The sequence below is a fragment of the Thermohahella caldifontis genome (assembly GCF_041153465.1).
GTDB lineage: Bacteria > Pseudomonadota > Gammaproteobacteria > Pseudomonadales > Oleiphilaceae > Thermohahella > Thermohahella caldifontis.
Map to the genome: position 1 here is coordinate 2280255 of NZ_CP154858.1, position 17736 is coordinate 2297990.

General features: G+C 57.6%; 15 protein-coding genes. 9 read left to right on the plus strand and 6 right to left on the minus strand.

Annotated elements, in window-relative coordinates:
- The first annotated feature begins 4 nt into the window (after nt 1–4).
- Both AAIA72_RS11065 and AAIA72_RS11070 read left to right on the plus strand, forming a co-directional pair.
- Nucleotides 5–2569 (plus strand): heavy metal translocating P-type ATPase, encoded by a 2565-nt coding sequence (locus AAIA72_RS11065; RefSeq protein WP_369600375.1) that lies wholly within the window; start codon nt 5–7, stop codon nt 2567–2569.
- A gap of 1 nt (nt 2570) precedes the next feature.
- Nucleotides 2571–2927, plus strand: coding sequence for a cupredoxin domain-containing protein (locus tag AAIA72_RS11070; protein WP_369600376.1), 357 nt, complete (start codon nt 2571–2573; stop codon nt 2925–2927).
- A gap of 149 nt (nt 2928–3076) precedes the next feature.
- Here AAIA72_RS11070 and AAIA72_RS11075 read toward each other — a convergent pair whose 3' ends face one another.
- A complete protein-coding gene (locus AAIA72_RS11075) occupies nt 3077–4126 on the minus strand; it encodes a hypothetical protein (protein ID WP_369600377.1) in 1050 nt (349 codons plus the stop codon).
- Nucleotides 4127–4227: 101 nt separating this feature from the next.
- On the opposite strand from AAIA72_RS11075, the gene AAIA72_RS11080 reads away from it, so the two are divergent.
- A complete protein-coding gene (locus AAIA72_RS11080) occupies nt 4228–5892 on the plus strand; it encodes an IS1634 family transposase (RefSeq protein ID WP_369600378.1) in 1665 nt (554 codons plus the stop codon).
- A 74-nt stretch (nt 5893–5966) separates the two neighbouring features.
- Here the strand turns inward: AAIA72_RS11080 and AAIA72_RS11085 are convergent, their stop codons facing one another.
- The gene (locus AAIA72_RS11085; protein WP_369600379.1) at nt 5967–6242 is read right to left on the minus strand and encodes a hypothetical protein; all 276 of its coding nucleotides are present in this window, start codon (nt 6240–6242) and stop codon (nt 5967–5969) included.
- Between the two features lie 224 nt (nt 6243–6466).
- Between AAIA72_RS11085 and AAIA72_RS11090 the strand changes: the two genes are divergently transcribed.
- From AAIA72_RS11090 to AAIA72_RS11110, 5 genes are all read left to right on the plus strand, one after another.
- Complete coding sequence (locus AAIA72_RS11090) at nt 6467–7150, plus strand: hypothetical protein (RefSeq protein ID WP_369600380.1); 684 nt, start codon at nt 6467–6469, stop codon at nt 7148–7150.
- A gap of 115 nt (nt 7151–7265) precedes the next feature.
- Complete coding sequence (locus AAIA72_RS11095) at nt 7266–8066, plus strand: TetR/AcrR family transcriptional regulator (protein ID WP_369600381.1); 801 nt, start codon at nt 7266–7268, stop codon at nt 8064–8066.
- Nucleotides 8063–10441, plus strand: a complete 2379-nt coding sequence (locus AAIA72_RS11100) for an RND family transporter (RefSeq protein WP_369600382.1) — start codon at nt 8063–8065, stop codon at nt 10439–10441. Before AAIA72_RS11095 ends, AAIA72_RS11100 begins: the two co-directional genes overlap by 4 nt.
- 10 nt (nt 10442–10451) lie before the next feature.
- A complete protein-coding gene (locus AAIA72_RS11105) occupies nt 10452–11210 on the plus strand; it encodes an outer membrane lipoprotein-sorting protein (RefSeq protein ID WP_369603001.1) in 759 nt (252 codons plus the stop codon).
- 12 nt (nt 11211–11222) lie between these two features.
- Nucleotides 11223–12413, plus strand: coding sequence for a hypothetical protein (locus AAIA72_RS11110; RefSeq protein ID WP_369600383.1), 1191 nt, complete (start codon nt 11223–11225; stop codon nt 12411–12413).
- A 27-nt stretch (nt 12414–12440) separates the two neighbouring features.
- On the opposite strand, the gene AAIA72_RS11115 is transcribed toward AAIA72_RS11110, so the two are convergent.
- From AAIA72_RS11115 to AAIA72_RS11130, 4 genes are read right to left on the minus strand one after another with little or no spacing between them, the layout of a single operon-like run.
- On the minus strand, nt 12441–13940 hold the full coding sequence (locus AAIA72_RS11115) for a hypothetical protein (protein ID WP_369600384.1): 1500 nt from the start codon (nt 13938–13940) through the stop codon (nt 12441–12443).
- Nucleotides 13937–15625, minus strand: coding sequence for an Ig-like domain-containing protein (locus AAIA72_RS11120; RefSeq protein ID WP_369600385.1), 1689 nt, complete (start codon nt 15623–15625; stop codon nt 13937–13939). The genes AAIA72_RS11115 and AAIA72_RS11120 overlap by 4 nt, the downstream gene beginning before the upstream one ends.
- A gap of 10 nt (nt 15626–15635) precedes the next feature.
- Complete coding sequence (locus tag AAIA72_RS11125) at nt 15636–15965, minus strand: outer membrane protein transport protein (protein ID WP_369600386.1); 330 nt, start codon at nt 15963–15965, stop codon at nt 15636–15638.
- Nucleotides 15962–16966, minus strand: a complete 1005-nt coding sequence (locus AAIA72_RS11130; RefSeq protein ID WP_369600387.1) for an aromatic hydrocarbon degradation protein — start codon at nt 16964–16966, stop codon at nt 15962–15964. Before AAIA72_RS11130 ends, AAIA72_RS11125 begins: the two co-directional genes overlap by 4 nt.
- Nucleotides 16967–17218: 252 nt before the next feature.
- On the opposite strand from AAIA72_RS11130, the gene AAIA72_RS11135 reads away from it, so the two are divergent.
- Nucleotides 17219–17701 carry a cupin domain-containing protein gene (locus AAIA72_RS11135; RefSeq protein WP_369600388.1) on the plus strand — a complete coding sequence of 161 codons (483 nt, stop codon included), beginning with the start codon at nt 17219–17221 and terminating at the stop codon, nt 17699–17701.
- The last annotated feature ends 35 nt before the right edge of the window (nt 17702–17736 follow it).

Here is a 17736-nt window from a genome sequence, read left to right on the forward strand (position 1 = left end):
TTGCATGAACGATCTTTCCGTCGGCAACCGCATGCACTTCAGTGTGCAAGGCATGGGTTGCCAGAGTTGTGTCAAGAAAATCACGGATGCACTCAAGGCCCGGCCGGGTGTGGAGGAGGTGTCCATTGACCTGGAACAGAAGACCATGGTGGTCACCGGCTCCCTGCCGGCGGAAGAGATCGCGGCCTGTGTCACCGAGCTGGGTTACCCCACCACGCCGGTGCCTGACACCGCCAGCGAACCGCCGGCCTGCCACATCGAGCCCTCCCGGACCGGTACGGAGGCCGGCGCCGATTCCGGCCATGGTGGCGCAGCCGGGAGCACGGTGGCAGAGGGCGACGCCATCCAGTTCATTCTGACCGGTGTCAAATGTGCCGCGTGCGTCCAGAAGGTTGAAGAAGCACTGAACAGCGTGCCCGGCGTTCGCCGCGCCGCCGTCAACTTTGCCGAGCGCACGGCCATGGTCGAAGGTACGGCGCCGGTGGACGCCCTGGTCAAGGCCGTGGAAGCGGCCGGTTACGGGGCCACCCCCATCCGTGACGAAAACAGTGCCCTGGATGAGAAAGAAGCGGCTGAACAGGCCTTCTACAAGGCCCGTCTGCGTGACATGACCGTTGCCCTGCTGCTTGGCGTCCCGCTCATGCTCTACGGGTTGTTCGGCGGTGATATGGAAGTGGGAATGGGCACCAGCCGCTGGGTCTGGCTGCTCATCGGACTGCTGACACTGGGTGTGCTCGTCAGGAGCGGCGGCCATTTTTTCAAGGGCGCATGGAGCGCCTTCAAGGGCCATACGGCCAACATGGATACCCTGGTCGCCTCCGGTACCGGCGTGGCCTGGCTGTACTCCATGGCCGTGGTGCTCTTTCCGGAGGCCATCCCGGCAGAAGCCCGGCATGTTTACTTTGAAGCCTCCGCCATGATTATCGGTCTGATCAACCTTGGTCTGGCGCTGGAAACCCGTGCCCGGGGCAAGACCTCCCAAGCCATCAAGCGGCTGCTGGACCTGCAGGCCAAGACGGCCCGGGTGGTGCGTGACGGCCAGGAACTGGATATCCCGGTCGAAGCCGTCCAGGTGGGAGATCTGATCCGTGTCCGGCCAGGCGAGAAAATTCCCGTGGATGGCGAAGTGGCCGAAGGCAAGAGCCTGGTGGACGAGTCCATGCTCACGGGTGAGCCGGTGCCCGTCCAGAAGCAACCCGGAGACACCGTGGCCGCCGGCACACTGAATACCTCCGGAACCTTTGTCTTCCGGGCGACCCGCGTCGGCAAGGACACGGCGCTCGCGCAGATTATCCAGATGGTCAAGCGGGCCCAGAATGCCAAGCCTGCCATCGGGCGTCTGGCGGACAAGATTTCCGGCGTCTTCGTGCCGGTGGTCATGCTCATTGCCATTGCCGCCGCACTGGTCTGGCTCAACTTCGGCCCGGATCCGCGCATCTCCCACGCACTGGTGGCCCTGACAACCGTGCTGATCATTGCCTGCCCCTGTGCACTGGGCCTGGCCACGCCCATGTCGGTCATGGTCGGCGTGGGCAAGGCGGCCGAGGCCGGAGTGCTCATTCGTAACGGCGATGCGCTGCAGACCGCCAGCCAGCTTGATGTCATTGTGGTGGACAAGACCGGCACGGTCACCGAAGGTCGCCCCAAGGTCGTGGCCATCGAAACCGATACGCTGGATGAAAATACCCTGCTGCAACTGGCAGCCGGACTGGAGAAGGCCTCAGAGCATCCGCTGGCGCTCTCGGTAGTCGAAGCAGCGCGGGAGCGGGGACTGGAACTGCCCGAGGTCAGCCAGTTCGAGGCACTCTCCGGCAAGGGTGTTCAGGGTCTGGTCAACGGCCAGCGTGTTCAGATCGGACAGGTACGCTGGTTCCGCGAACAGGGCATGGACTTCTCCGCCTGGCAGGCCAAGGCTGACGCCCATGCGACCCAGGCGGCCACCCCGCTGTTTGTGGCGGTGGAGGGGCGGCCGGCCGGTCTGATCGCCGTGGCTGATCCCATCAAGCCCGACAGCCGGGACGCCATTGCCCGCCTGCACCAGCGCGGTCTGAAGGTCGTCATGCTCACCGGCGACGTCCGCGCCACTGCTGAAGCCGTGGCCCGTCAGGCCGGGATTGACGAAGTGATTGCGGAAGTCCTGCCACAGGACAAGGCCCACCATGTGCATCAGTTCAGGGCCCAGGGACTGAAAGTCGCCATGGTGGGAGACGGCATCAACGATGCGCCGGCTCTGGCCGAAGCCGATGTGGGCTTTGCCATCGGCACGGGCACCGATGTGGCCATCGAAAGTGCGGACGTGGTGCTCATGCGCGGCTCCCTGCACGGTGTCGCCGATGCCATCGAAATCTCTGCCGCCACCGTGCGCAATATCCGCCAGAACCTCTTTGGTGCCTTCATCTACAACGTGCTCGGGATTCCCGTTGCCGCGGGCCTGCTCTACCCGTTCACCGGCTGGCTGCTCAATCCCGTCGTGGCCGGGGCAGCCATGTCCCTCTCATCGGTGACGGTGGTGACCAATGCCAACCGCCTGCGCCTGTTCAAACCCTCATCTGTCAAGGGAGGACACTGACATGATGCTGCTCAACCTCGTACTGATTGGCCTTGCGGTATTCGTGGTGTACTGGTTCTGGCTCTGGAAACCCGCACAGGCGGGGCTGAAACCCCAGACCCAATGGCAGATCTCGGTGGAAAACGGTGCCTATACCCCGGCACAGCTCTGTGTGCCGGCGGGCCAGCCGGTCACGCTCACGTTCACACGCAAGGATCCGTCTCCCTGTGCCGAACAGGTGGTGCTGGAAGGTGCCGGTGTCACGGAAACGTTGCCGCTGAATGAAACGGTGACCCTCACCGCCACCTGGCCCACGCCCGGGGAGTACCCGTTTCACTGTCAGATGAACATGCTCAAGGGCAGGGTCACGGTGGTGTGATCAACTTCCGGTGTGGGGTTCAGACAGAACCCCGCACCGGGAGAGTATGATTGAATCAAAAACTGAACTTAGTAGACATAACGCCCCGAGCCGATCCATTCGAGCAATCATTGCAAGTGGCGTCTTGGATCTATTTCAATATAAAAAGTTCATGCCCTCTGAGTTACCATAACATTCCTCAACGTCGGAGCTTGACCGATATCAATCCCCCACAATCTTTGCATAACTAGGTAACCACACCACATAAAGAATAAAGGCATGAGTATGGCCTTGAAAATAAATACGATAGTTAACTCAAGCGCAGCGTCGGCAGCTGCCCCGACTGCCTCTGTAGCCGAATCAAAAATATTCAGGCCTTTATTTTTAATTGCCCTGATCAGCCCACCACCAATATCATCCAACTCTTCTCGCAACTCATCTTCCCTTTCATTCATAGCCTCAATATCCTGTTCCAGTTGAGACTTTTTCTCATCCAATCTTTGTGTTTCAGCACGCCAATCCATAAACTTTTTATTTGTTTCCTCGTCGTACGACGCATATTCTGAAGATCCGAAAATAGCATCCCATAAACTGATGTCACTTTCTTCAGCCTGCCCGTTCATTTGGCTGTCACCATCATGCTGAGGAATCAGGCTCTCTCCTTTTTTCGCGTTAGCTTCTATCTCTCTCAACACATTATCCAGTTCATTCCATTTCTTGGTCTTTGACTCTGAAATAGAGTTCAGCTCCGATTCGATTTTTTCTTTTTTAATTCTTTCTTCTGGAGAAAGCGTGTCCATCAAGCCAATTTTTCTCGATGCATCCTCAATTTCTCTCAGCTTATCAATCTCAATACGTCTCACATAGGACTCCTCCAAAGCTGTCGACATACCAAAAACCAGAACAAAGAAAAATCTTGCACAACAAAATGTTAAAAACAATTTATACGCAAAATTGGCTTGCATATGAAATGCATTGAATTTTTTAGCCAAAAAGACAAGCGCCACAAGAACAAGCCCCAAGACAGAAACAAGAATTTTAAAAAATTTACTCGCCGATATTGTGATCAACATTTTCTGAATCAAGAGCGAACCAATCGCATACTCCATAATCTCAGCAAATTGGTCAATGAGTTCTCTCGCTGGACTCAGTATCTTACCACCCGAGTTCGACACTTCTTCCTCAAAAACCCCCTTTTTCAGAGACTGGTAGGTCGTCAAATCAGGCACTTATAGCCAATAGGCCTGAAAAATCATGTAGTGGCATGGTTATGTTATAATAAGCCTGTTGAAAAAATCTTGCGTTTTGATAATGTAGTGCCATGTACCTACGCATCACCAAGTCCGGCCCCAGACGTTATGTCCAGCTCGTTGAAGCCTATCGCGACGAGCAGGGCAGGCCGCGCCAGAAAACTCTCGCCACCCTGGGCCGCTACGAGAAGGTCATCGCCGAAGCCGATGCCCTGATCAACAGTCTGGGCAAGCTCCTTGGCCGCACCGAAGGCAATGCCCCCGAAGATCTGCGTGTCGCCTTCGATACCGCGCGCAGTCTGGGTGACATCCATGTCCTGCAGTCACTCTGGCAGCAGCTGGGCTTCGACCTGCTGCGCCGGGTCTTTCGTTCCTCCTCCCGCACCACTGATGTGGAACAGCTGCTCCGGATCATGGTGTTCAACCGCCTCTGCAATCCGGCATCCAAACTGGGGGTGCTGCGCTGGCTGGAGACGGTGGCCTTTCCCGAGGATACCTCACACATCACCCATCAGCACCTGCTGCGCGCCATGGATGTGCTGGTGCAGAAGCAGGATCGTATCGAGGAAGTGCTGGCCGGACAGATCCGGCCGCTTCTGGATGACGCGCTGTCGGTGGTCTTCTATGACCTGACCACGGTGACGGCGGAAGGCGACAGCGAGCAGGAAGGCGACCTGAGGCGGTACGGCCGCAGCAAGTCTGGCGGACTGGCCCGCCAGGTGGTCATCGGGCTCATTCAGACAGCGGACGGCATCCCGCTGGCTCACGAGGTATTCGAGGGCAACGTCAGCGAAGCCTCCACCCTGCAGCCCATGCTGACCCGGGTATGCGAACGCTATCCGGTACAGCGGGTGGTGGTTGTGGCCGACCGGGGACTGCTGAATCTTGAGAATCTGAAGGCGCTGGAGGGCGTACGTCTGCCTTCGGGGCAGCCCCTGGAATACATTCTGGCCGTGCCCGCTTCCCGTTACGGTGACATGGAAGATGTCATCACCCCCCTGCATGACCAGCACGGGGAAGGCACACCGGACTGGACGGACCAAACCTGCTGGCAGGACCGACGTCTGGTTGTGGATCACCGCGAGGACATGGCGTTGCAGCAACGCGCGGCACGCCAGACACAACTCGACGAATTGCGCGCCCTGGCACGCGGGCTCTTTGACCGGCTGGACATGCAGGAAGCCGGCGCACCCGTACGGGGACGCCGGTTGTCCGAAACGGCAGCCATCGCCAGACTGCATGCGGCCGTGAAAGCGGCGGGCATGAGCCACCTGATGGAAGTGGATCTGGACAGCGGAGAGCTGGGCTATCTGCTCCGGGCGCCCCGCCAGAGGGCGCTGGAGCGGCTTGATGGCAAGCTCATGCTGGTCACCAATGTCCGCGATCTGCCGGCGGAGGACATAGTCAGCCGCTACCGTGCGCTGGCCGATATCGAACGTGGCTTCCGGGTGCTCAAGTCCGAACTGGAAATCGGTCCCATGTACCACAGGTTGCCCCAGCGCATCCGTGCTCACGCCCTGATCTGCTTCCTGGCGCTGGTGCTGCACCGGGTGATGCGGATGCGGATGCGAGCGGCCGGCTCGGACACCTCTCCGGAACGCTGCCTGGACATGCTGACCCGTATCCAGAAGCACCGGATTACGGTGAATGGAAAGCTGCTGACCGGCGTGACTACGCTGGATGCAACACAACTTGAGTTGTTAAAGAGCCTCAAGGTGCCGAAGCCTGCGGCCTGAATCTGGTCATAAAACGCTCAATGTAGTGAAGCGTTTGAAATTCGACCCTCAATAAAACAACAGGTTACGAATTTTTATGTCGAACTCGGGTTACCAACATCCAAGGATCCTCCTGCTCCAAATGAAAAACTTATCTGGGAGGATTCAAGCATCCCCACTATCCCGTTCAAAACTTTAGCGGATCCAAGCGCAACTAAGGATTGTTTGATTCCATCGTCTATAAACATCATCACTTTCAAGTCATAAAAGTCCACCCACGCCAAAGCTATGACAGAAGTTATTATTGCAAAGTGCAGTAACAAGATCACCGTCACGTTTGGCTGTCGACCATCCGCAGAAGTTTCTGTCATTAACAACTCCAAACTTTTCCATAGTTAACCATGCCGCAGACAAAGCATCTCCGACCACCCATGAGACCATATGTGGATGACCACCTTTCGCAAGCATAGTAAATGGCCGCAAGAACACCTAACTTTGAGCATGTTGTTTTTTGTAACCAATGGAAATCTCGCGTTAACCGGCTAAGCTTCTCTCTGGACTGTCATTTTCGAGGACAGGGCAAGGTGGGAAGCCAATGAACAGCTCAGAGCTCAAGGCGCTTTTCAACGCCAAATATCAACGCATGAAGGCCAACAGCCAACGCACACGATTATGGCGTGCCATCAGTTGGATCTCGCGTGCCGAGCAAGAACCGGATGATCCGGATGCGGCATTCCTTTTCCTGTGGATGGCGTTCAACTCGCTCTACGCCGTCAGTTCGGAAGAACAACTGGCTGATCATCGTATGTTCAAGAATTTCCTGGTCGATATCGTAAGGCAGGACAAGCAAGGCCGATTACAGGAAACGCTGGTCAATCTCTACAGCGACCATGTGCGCCCTCTGCTCCGCAACAAGTTTGTATTTCGCCCCTTCTGGGACGAAGTGACAGGCCGGCGTCAAAACACGCGCTGGCAGCAGTATCTGGGGCAGGAAGCGCTGGATGCAGAAACCGCAATACGTCAGGGCGACACGGCGCATGGACTGCTCATCATCTTTGACCGACTGTATCTCTTGCGCAACCAGCTCATTCACGGCGCAGCCACCCATGGAAGCAGTCTGAACCGGTCAGCCCTCAACAGTGCCCACGCGCTTTTGAGTGTCATCGTTCCGGAAATGACCCATATTCTGATCAAGCATCCGAAAATCAGGCTCGGCCCCATCTTCTTCCCCGTGCTCAAGGAAGATGAAGCGTCCGGCGGGATTTCGATTCTCGAATAGGTGGCACTTTCTCCATTCTCAGTTCCGTAATTTTTAAGCTGCCTGTTGCAAATTTTATCCATCTCCTTATTATTGACGAAACGTCAACTTGACGAATCGTCAACACAGGATCACGATGGTCTTCTGCAAACGCGAACCCAGGCGCGATGACGCCTGCCCCATCCGCCGTTTCAAGAAGAACGGACGGGTGGATGTGGCTGAACGCGAGGCCCACCTGCTGGACATTGCCGAACAGGTTGTGGAACAGCACGGCTTCGCGGGCCTGACCATGGACAAGATCGTCAGCCGCTGCGCCTATTCCAAGGGCACGGTTTACAACCATTTCAGCAGCAAGGAAGACCTGATCTCCGCCCTCTGCATCCGTGCCATGCGCACGGAGATGGGTTATCTCAACCGCGCCCTGACCTTTGATGGCTGCACCCGGGAACGGGCGCTGGCCGGCCACTTTGCCTACCAGCTCTACGCCCGCCTGCATCCGACCCTCTTCCTGTGCGTGCTGTCGGCCAAGACGCCTGCCGTCACGGAAAAAACCAGCCCGGCGCGTATGGTTCAGATGCAGGAACTGGAGCAGGACATCCTCAGCCTCAGCACCTCGCTCATGCAGGCGGCCATCGCTGCCGGGGACCTCACGGTGCCGGATGGCATCAGCCCGCAGCAGCTCATGTTTGCCCACTGGGCCACGGCATTTGGCACCAGCGCCCTGCTCTCGGCGGAAGCCAGCTCCAACCTGAAGGAACTGGACCGGGAACAGGCCTCCCTGTTCAACATCAACCTGTTGCTGGATGGCATGGGCTGGCGTCCGCTCTCCGGCGAACATGATTACCGCGCGGTCTGGTACCGGATTGGCCAGACGCTTTTCAAACAAGAACTCGAAACCCTCAACTCGCCTCAACACGCACAGGAAGACGCCCGATGAAACGCTTCTGGCTGGACACCATTCTCATGCGCCCCTGGCTGTCACTGCTGATCGGCATCCTGCTGGTCGCCGCCGCTGGTTACGGTGCGAAGAATCTCTATTTCCGCGGGGACTACAAGATCTACTTTGATGAAGACTTCCCCCAGCTTGTGGCCTACGAGAAGATGCAGAACATCTTCAGCAAAAACGAAAATGTGGCCATCGTGGTGGCGCCGAAGGATGGCAACGTCTTCACCCGGGAAACCCTCACCTTCATCAAGACCCTGACTGACGAAGCCTGGCAGACGCCCTTCTCCTCCCGGGTCGACTCCATTGCCAACTTCCAGCATACGGAAGCCGAGGGTGACGATCTGCTCGTGGAAGACCTGATCCTGGATGCGGAAGACCTCACGCCGGAAAAGATCGAAAAAGTGCGGGAAGTGGCGCTCAGCGAGCCCAATCTGGTCAGACGGCTGGTGTCCGACCGGGGGCATGTGGCGGTGGTGAACATTACCGTGCAGCTTCCGGAGGAAGACAAGACCGCCAAGATCATGAAAATCGTCGGCTTCGTGAAGGATCTGACCGGGCGCCTGCAGGCAGACTACCCGAATATCGAGATCTACCACGCGGGCACGGTACTGATGAACTACAGCTTTGCCTCCGAAGCCCAGCGTGACGGCCAGACCCTCATTCCGCTCATGTTCCTGGCCATCGTGATCATGCTCATCCTGATGATGAAATCCTTCACCGGCACCTTTGGTACCGTCTTCATCATCGTCCTGTCCGTCATTGCCACCATGGGCCTCACGGGCTGGTCCGGCATCTTCCTGAGCACGGCCACCGTCAACGCCCCCACCATCATCATGACACTGGCCGTGGCGGACTGCGTGCACCTCATCTCCACCATGCTCTTCCGCATGAGCCGGGGCGAAAGCAAGGCCGATGCGCTGCGCCACGCGATGCAGATCAACCTCATGCCCATCTTCATCACCAGCGCCACCACCGCCATCGGCTTTCTGACCATGAACTTTTCCGATGTACCGGTACTGCGGGATCTGGGCAACGTCACCGCGCTGGGTGTCATGCTCGCTTTCGCATTTACCGTGACCCTGCTCCCGGCGCTGCTGATGGTTCTGCCCGTCAGGGTGAAGCATGTGGAGCTTCGCAGCACACGCATGGAAGCCTTCGGGGACTGGGTCATCCGTCATCACAAGGTGCTGATGCCCGTCATGACCATTCTCATGGTGGTCTTTGCCAGCTTCATCACCCTGAACAAGGTGAATGACGAGGCGGTGAAATACTTCGCCAGGCATACCGAGTTCCGCCAGTCCGTGGACTTCATGCAGGACAACGTCAGCGGCATGTCACGCATGGACTTTGCCATCTACACCGGCAAGCCCAGCGGCATCAACAATCCGGACGTACTGGCCAAACTGGATGCCTTTGCCCAGTGGCTCGAAAGCCAGCCGGAGGTGGACCATGTGGACACCATCACCAATACGTTCAAACGCCTCAACAAGAACATGCATGGCGACGACCCGGCCTGGTACCGGCTGCCCGAAAACCAGGAGCTGGCCGCTCAGTACCTGCTCATGTATGAGATGTCCCTGCCCTACGGCCTTGACCTGAACAACCAGCTCAATATCGACAAGTCCTCGGTGCGCCTCGTTGCCACCATGAAGAACCTGGGCTCCAGGGAATTCACCGCTTTTGAAACCCGGGCCGCAGACTGGTTCCGTGAACACGCCCCGGATCTGAAAATGGAAGCAGCCAGTCCGTCGCTCATGTTTGCCCATATCGGCGAAATCAACATGAAGAGCATGCTCGAAGGCATGCCCGTTGCCTTCCTGCTCATTTCCCTGCTGCTGGTCTTCTCGCTGCGCAGCTGGAAGCTGGGCGTGCTCAGCCTGTTGCCGAACATCGTGCCGGCGCTGATCGGTTTCGGCATCTGGGGGCTGGTGTCCGGCGAGATCAACCTCGGCCTGGCCGTGGTGGCCAGCATGAGCCTGGGCATCATCGTGGATGACACCGTTCACTTCCTGTCCAAGTACCGCCATGCCCGGGTGGACGAAGGACTGGATGCGGTGGAAGCCGTGCGCTACGCCTTCGCCAGTGTGGGCCGTGCCCTCTGGGTCACCACCGTGGTCCTGGCCGTGGGCTTTGCCGTACTCACGCTTTCCAGCTTCCGCCTCAACTCCGACATGGGCCTGCTGACCGGCATCATCATTGTCACGGCGCTGGCCGTGGACTTCCTGTTCCTGCCCGCCATCCTCATCATGTTCGACAAGAGCAAGTCCACGCCGGCCAATCCGACCGGAACCCGGACAACAACCGAAAAAACGACTCAAACCAAGGGAGAGACGCACCGTGCAAAAGACACTGCTGAACTGGTTTAACACCTGCCTTGTGGCGCTGGCCCTCATTGCCGGGCTGGTCCACGCCGAGACCCCGGAAGAAAAAGGCCTGGCCATCGCCAAGGAGCGCAAGGCCCGCAATACCGGCTGGGGCGATACCGTGGCCGAGGCCCGCATGATCCTGCGTAACGCCCAGGGCGAGGAAAGCGTCCGCCGCATGCGCATCAAGTCGCTGGAAGTACAGGGTGACGGTGACAAGGGCCTGACCATCTTCGACGAACCGCGCGACGTGGCCGGCACCGCCTTCCTCAACTTCAGCCACGCCACCGAGCCTGACGAACAGTGGCTCTACCTGCCCGCCCTCAAGCGCGTCAAACGCATCAGCTCACGCAACAAGTCCGGCCCCTTCATGGGCAGCGAATTTGCCTATGAGGACCTGAGCAGCTTTGAAGTGGAAAAGTACACCTACCGTTACCTGCGCGACGAAACCGTGGACGGCATGGACTGCTTCGTGATGGAAAGCACCCCGGTGGACAAGTACTCCGGTTACACCCGCATCATCACCTGGGTGGACAAGACCCACTACCGCCCCATCAAGGTGGAATTCCATGACCGCAAGGGCAGCCTGCTGAAAACCCTGACGCTGAAGGACTATCGCCAGTATGAAGGCAAATTCTGGCGTGCGCATCACCTGAGCATGATCAACCATCAGACCGGCAAGAGTACCGAACTGTTTACCGACAAGCTCCAGTTCCGTACCGGCCTGACCGATGCCGACTTCAACAAGGCCACGCTCAAGCGTGCCCGCTGACAGGAGGCCTGCGTGAAAACAGGATACCGAATCATCGGGTGGTTGCTGGCCGCCCATCTGACGGCCGGCGCCCAGGCCAGCGAGTGGCGCGGCCACATTGGCGCGGAAATGCGCCTCTTCACACAGGATGCCGCCTGGCCGGATCAGGAAGACCGGCAATACTCCGTCTATGGTGAGCCCGAGTGGTACACGAGCTGGAACAATCGCACGGACAGCCTCACCGTCAGGCCCTTCCTGCGGGTGGACAGTGCCGACAGCGAGCGAACCCATGCGGACATCCGCGAACTGCTCTGGCTTCATGCCGAGCGGGACTGGGAAATCCGTGCCGGTGTCAGCAAGGTATTCTGGGGCGTGACCGAGTCCGCGCATCTGGTGGACGTGATCAACCAGACCGACCTGGTGGAAGCCCCGGATGGCGAAGACAAGCTCGGCCAGCCCATGATCCAGGGTACACTGATCCGGGACTGGGGTATCCTCTCGGGCTTCATCCTGCCCGGTTTCCGTGAGCGGACCTTCGCCGGCAGTGACGGACGCCTGCGCCCGGCCCTGCCCGTGGACACCGATGATGCCCGTTATGAGTCGGGCGCGAAGGACCGGCACGTGGACCTGGCGCTGCGCTGGTCACACACACTGGGCGACTGGGATCTGGGCGTCGCCGCCTTCCGCGGCACCCAGCGGGAGCCGGAACTGCAACTGGCCGGTACGTTCAGCAACCCCAGACTGGTGCCCTACTACCCGCAGATGACACAACTGAGTCTGGATGCCCAGGCCACACTGGGCGACTGGCTGTGGAAGGTGGAAATGCTGGGCCGGGACAGCACGGAAAAACACTTCGCCAGCGTCGCCGGCTTCGAATACACCCGCGTGGGCATCATGGAGACGGATCAGGACCTGGGCCTGCTGGTGGAATACCAGTTCGACGACCGTGGCGATGACAGCGGCGTGATCGGCCAGAACGATCTCTTCCTCGGCGCCCGCTGGACCTTCAACGATGCCGAAGGCACGGAAATCCTCGCCGGCATGACCCAGGATCTGGATCGCAGCGGTGACCGGACCTTTGCGCTGGAAGCCTCCGCACGACTGGACAATCACTGGAAGTGGTTCGTCAACGCCTGGTTCTTCAGCGCCGACTCTGGCGCCAGCCCCACCTGGTCCGTCCGGCGGGATGACTTCATCCAGCTCAGCATGGAGCGTTATTTCTGAGGAGCCCGAGGGCTCCTCAGCTCACCTTCAGGGTCCTGCAAAGAACGTCTTGACGGGTTCTGATATAAAGTTCAGATACACACCCTCAACAGGAATCTGTAACGGAAGATCAACATTCAGAAAGCCTACAATGGTGGCTCTCACAGGGATCTCGACCAAGTTACTGTTGCGCTGCACAATCTGCATTCTCCCGTCATCCAGGAAAGTGACATCTCCCTCCAGTTCAAGAGTGAACGGCTTGCCATAGACATCATGCGTGCCCCCAACCGGCACCGCCATGTCCGGTGCATCCAGGATAAGTTCAGCCCGCGTCTTGAACACCGGCTGCCCCTGATCACCCTTCGTAATCACTCCCGGAACAAGTTGAGTCCGGCTACAGCTACTGCCCACACAATTCGGATCATCCTTGGCGTAACGCATGCGTAGTACCTGCGTATGGGTAGTCGTTTCCTGCTCCCCGAGGAGAGGAACTTTTGTGAAAACATTGACTGAAGTCGCTGCCAGAAGCGTGGGATACAGATTAACGAGGATGCCTTCTTCGCCGGTAGGCTCGTAAACTCCCGGGCCAACCACTTCTGTATTCAACGCATAAGTCTGGTAGATGAACTTGTTCCTCGGGCAACTTTCGGTTGTCTTGCAACCAACACGAGCTGAAACGGTACTGCCTGCAATCGTGGCCTGATTATCCTTGACCTGCAGTTTTGCAGCGTTGGCTGACGGTGCCCAACCATCCGTATCATTCCCCTCATGGTCAAAAGGCTCCAGACAGTCCGTACCACCCAGGCTATCACAGTCCACTATGAAGTTGGCATTCACATCCCGGACCGGCAGGTTGCGTGTTGGCGTAAACACAGTCCGGACGGGATCTGAACCGGTGAAGTAAATCACCATGTCATCCGGACCATTGTTAGCACCACCATCATCAAGCCCTTCAAGCAGATCCGTTTTGAGCGCCAGGCCGTCTGCATCGCAGATGGATGTATAACTACCCGGAGCACAGGTACCCGCGTCTTCGGACGACCGGAGGATGTACCGGTAATGCCCGCCCACCTTCCAGGGGTCATCCGGGAAGAAGCGCAAGGACCTCAGATTCTTTTCGAGCCGACCCCTGACTTCACCCAACACGGTAATGCTGTGGTCAGAGGCCTGCTCAACCTCTTCCACTACGAATGTCTGCCCCGGAATGATCGAATTCATATCCATGTTCTTGGAAAACATGACAGATATCGGGCGATCGGCAGGCATCCGGGGCACCGGCAGAACATCATTTGCGCCTCCCTTGGCGTAACATGTACCGGCAATGCCTGCAGCCAAATCCAGCTGACTGTGGTCCGTTTCACAGGGGAAGCCGGGGTAGACCGTCAATGCCAGTGCGGGTCGCCGGGTGACAGAGCTGTCGCCAAGGGAAGGCAATCTGAATGACAAAGGTGAGAATGCCGCTACATTGCCCGCGAGATCCGAGACACCATTGATGGTGATTTCATAATCCACTCCATCCTTCAGGCCACCTTCCGGTGCCAGTATCACAGCCGTCCCATCCTGCCTGATCCTGAGGTTGGAGACGGGGGTACCCCCTCACTGAGAACAATACCCGAGGCCAGTGAGTCAGGATCCAGTGGTTCATCGAAGAACAGAATGACGGGATCGCCGGGCCTCTGCATGGCCTGCCGGGTTGCCGGAATTGCATCAGCCGGGCCCGGTGTCCAGCTTTTCAGTTGCGGAGGTGTCGTATCAAGAACCCTCAATGCTGCCGCATCCAGTGGTGCCTCTGAATCCGCTGCAGCCTCCAAATGGAAGGCAATGGTGGCAGAGGCCATATCCTTGCCAAGCAGTTCAGGCTCCACCAATCCGATGGCATCAATGGTGAGGACACCATTCTGAACCAGCGCAATGCCCCGCAGTTCCACACCCAGCAGATCCTGAGTAAGCGCCGCATTGGGCTGCGCTTCCTCCGTGCTCATGGAAATATCCATATACAGTGTCACGAGCCTCGGTGCGTTGAGATCCGTCGTATACGGATTCGGGCTCAGGTAACCGGACGCGTCAGACAGCATGACCACCTGAATATTTCCGGTTTTCTGGGGCGAGCCGTAGGGCTCACCGGGCCGGCTTGCTTCAAGTGCGGGAACGACACCGCCTACCAACACATCAAGACTGCTGCTATACAGCACGCTGCCTTTCGGGATGCGCAGCGGCAGGGCCTCATTGCTATCAAAGGCCGGCGCATAGGCCAGCTCGGCAAAGAGACTCCCGGACTGCTGAGAGGGGCCGGCCTTGCCCAACAACACCGAGTTCATGGTAATGGCGTTGATCGGCCGTCCATTGAGTACTGACCGAATGATCCCGCCAGAGTCCACAACCTGTTGCTGCAATACAACCGTCGGGCCGGTATTGCGGGGCGCAAAGGTAAAGGAGCCGTTGAAACGCGTACCATCCGGATCATTCAGACTGGGCAGATTTTCCAGCTTCAGGGTATAGATCTTGCCGGCCTGCAGTATGTCCTGCTTGCTGCCACAGTCTGCCGGATCCTGCGTCACACAGGGGTCCACCGTGATTCGTCGTCCCTTGACCAGCACCTTCGCAGGCACCGGCTCGCCGTTTTCGGTCTCCAGTAAAATCTTCCCGCCAAGCGTTTTCCAGTCCGGATGTATCGGCTGGGTCATCGCCAGACGGAATGTGGAAAAATTCATGACGTCAAACGCACTGCCCTGCTCCGGAACCCGCCAGGCAACACTGAACTCGTTACCTGTTCGATCCAGGCTGGCAATCCCTGACTGCGCTGGCCTGATCGTGAACTGAATGCCAGCTTCACCCACTGCATTTGGCGTCGCAATCGTTCGGCCACCTTCCGCCAGTAATGGCGCATCGAATGTCACGGTGTAAACCATGCCTTCCGCGAGAGCTGACGCCGGAGTGAGCTTGAGGCTGCGTCCCTCATCCACCAACTCCACGGAATAGTCAACCGGTTCGCCCGATGTATTGTTGGTCCATAGGATTTTCCCGCTGAGTTCGTCAGGGGTGTCGACCACAGGTGCTGAAAAACGAATCACCAGTTCCGTTGAAGGACTGACATTCACTTGCCCATCCATGGGATATGAGAAGATCACACTTGCAGGAGTGGTTCTCACATGCGGGGTTTGCGTATTGCCACCACTACATGCCACAAGAGCCATGCAGCACAGCCACAGCAGAAATCTCGGAAATTTCATCATTTCTGCTCCCTCAGAATTTCAACGTGACGGAACCGCTGAGGACATGAACATCACCCTCTGCCGTCACGGGCGTCTCGTTGCCATCATGATCCACCAGGGTGAAATCCCGCTTGCTGAGTTGCTGGTACTGGTATCCAAGATCCATGCGTACCGGATAGGCAAGCCAGCGGGTTTGGGTATAAGTGGCACTGACCCCCAGACCCACAACGAGCTTATCGGTATCCAGGTAGTTGATTTCAGGGTTGCGCGTGGTTTTCAGTGGCGACTGCTCATAGGCCACACCACCGCGAACAGCAAAATTCTCGTTCAGCTGATACTCACCACCGAGCCTGGGAATCACAATATCCCTGAACTGAATGCGGTTCGGGGAGAAACAGAGTCCTGATCCTTGATCGAATCGCGGGCAAACTCATTTTCCAGCTCAGACCAGTTCTGCTGCTCCAGACTGCCCCCGATCCGCCAGCCATTTCCCTGGTACTGGAGGCCCAGACCGAACGTTTCCGGCTGAAACGAGTCTATGGTGGTGACAGCCAGGTTCAGACCTGGCTCGGGAATCGTCTGCACAACCACTACGTTGGAATCAATGGTGGTTCTGGCGGTGGATTTCGTTCTGTACACAAGCCCGGCTTCCCATCCGCTGAACAGGCACTCACTGTCCGGGCACAGGGTTTTACCCAAATCTGCGGTCAGCCCGAGGATGGCCTTGGGTGAAGGGTTGGCAGAAACAGACAGCCGCTCCCGACTCGTTTTTCCACCCAGCGTGGAAACAGCATCCAGATGTGCCGTGGCATTCAGTGTCACCCGGAAAGACGCCCCCAGTGACAGACCACGCCAAACCGGCGTCGCGGCACCGATGTTCAGAAACAGCGGTTCCCGCCCGTACTCCAGAAACTGACCGGATTCCGTCGTTTCAGAACGGAAAGCCAGCATTTCCTTTCCGTATTTTTCAACGCCTGCAATAAAACCGAGATATAACGGGTGCCCCAGCTTTGTCAGTGAGCTCAGGTTAGTCTTCATGCCGATCAGAACGTGCTGACTGGGAGTATTCGAGAGTATGTCTCCATCTGCATTGGGGTTGACCACTCTCAACTCTTGTTCCGCATGCAGCAGGCCGGTTGTCAATTCACCGCGTTCGTCGCGCGTCAGTGACGCCGGATTATAGTATGTGACCGAAACCTGGTTATTGAACATGGATAGTGATTGTGCGGTAGCCACATCCACCGGCATGACGCCATAAGTGGTCCCCAGGTTACCCATACTGGCATGCACAAACGTTGCTGCCGCGCTTGCAGCCACCATGCATGACAGAACCCGTACCGAAAACCGGGATAAACTTCCCATTTGCAGACTCCTGAGTTGTCGTATTTTTTTAGGGTTAGTACACAACGCAAAAGGTTGTGTAACGCTTTAACCTACCAAAGCGGTCAAGTTCATACCTTGACCCTATTAACAGCCACACCTGTCATCAAGGCCAAGGCAGTCGTATTCCAGGCTTGAAATCCACCCTTTCTGGTGGGAAATTGACCAGACTGGACTGATCCACCCCGAGACCACAACGGTTCCCGGAGCCGATAAATCAGCGAGGAACACGCAATGGACCGCTATCTGATCACAAAGGAAGAGATCGAGGCCTTTGAAGGTCTCGACAAAACCCACTTTCTGAATCCGAATGCCAGAAGGGTCAACAAGTCCCTCGGCGATCTGGCCGGCCTGACCGGTATCGGTTTTCATATCATTGAAGTGCAGCCGGGACATGAGTCCACGGAGTTTCACAAGCACTATCATGAGGATGAGTGCGTGTACATCCTTGAGGGTACGGCCGAAGCGGTGATCGGCGACCAGACCTTTGCCGTGAAGGCAGGCGACTTTATCGGCTACCGGGCGGGCGGCGAGGCACACACGCTGAAGAACACCGGCACTGCGGTGCTGCGGTGCATCGTGGCCGGGCAACGTCTGGGTCATGATGTGGGCGACTATCCCCATGCCGGCAAGCGGGTCTATCGCAACAAGGATATGCCCTGGAACCTGGTGGACATGGACCGGATTGACGAGATCTCTGCCGGTCGCAAAATCTGATTCGGGGCCCCTTGGAACACCGCGACCGGCTTCCC

Excerpts from the sequence above, each read along its gene's own strand:
- AAIA72_RS11120 (WP_369600385.1), bottom strand. The coding sequence starts at position 15,625 with ATGATGAAATTTCCGAGATTTCTGCTGTGGCTGTGCTGCATGGCTCTT.
- AAIA72_RS11135 (WP_369600388.1), top strand. The coding sequence starts at position 17,219 with ATGGACCGCTATCTGATCACAAAGGAAGAGATCGAGGCCTTTGAAGGT.
- AAIA72_RS11095 (WP_369600381.1), top strand. The coding sequence starts at position 7,266 with ATGGTCTTCTGCAAACGCGAACCCAGGCGCGATGACGCCTGCCCCATC.
- AAIA72_RS11090 (WP_369600380.1), top strand. The coding sequence starts at position 6,467 with ATGAACAGCTCAGAGCTCAAGGCGCTTTTCAACGCCAAATATCAACGC.
- AAIA72_RS11130 (WP_369600387.1), bottom strand. The coding sequence starts at position 16,966 with ATGGGAAGTTTATCCCGGTTTTCGGTACGGGTTCTGTCATGCATGGTG.
- AAIA72_RS11085 (WP_369600379.1), bottom strand. The coding sequence starts at position 6,242 with ATGACAGAAACTTCTGCGGATGGTCGACAGCCAAACGTGACGGTGATC.
- AAIA72_RS11065 (WP_369600375.1), top strand. The coding sequence starts at position 5 with ATGAACGATCTTTCCGTCGGCAACCGCATGCACTTCAGTGTGCAAGGC.
- AAIA72_RS11080 (WP_369600378.1), top strand. The coding sequence starts at position 4,228 with ATGTACCTACGCATCACCAAGTCCGGCCCCAGACGTTATGTCCAGCTC.
- AAIA72_RS11070 (WP_369600376.1), top strand. The coding sequence starts at position 2,571 with ATGATGCTGCTCAACCTCGTACTGATTGGCCTTGCGGTATTCGTGGTG.
- AAIA72_RS11100 (WP_369600382.1), top strand. The coding sequence starts at position 8,063 with ATGAAACGCTTCTGGCTGGACACCATTCTCATGCGCCCCTGGCTGTCA.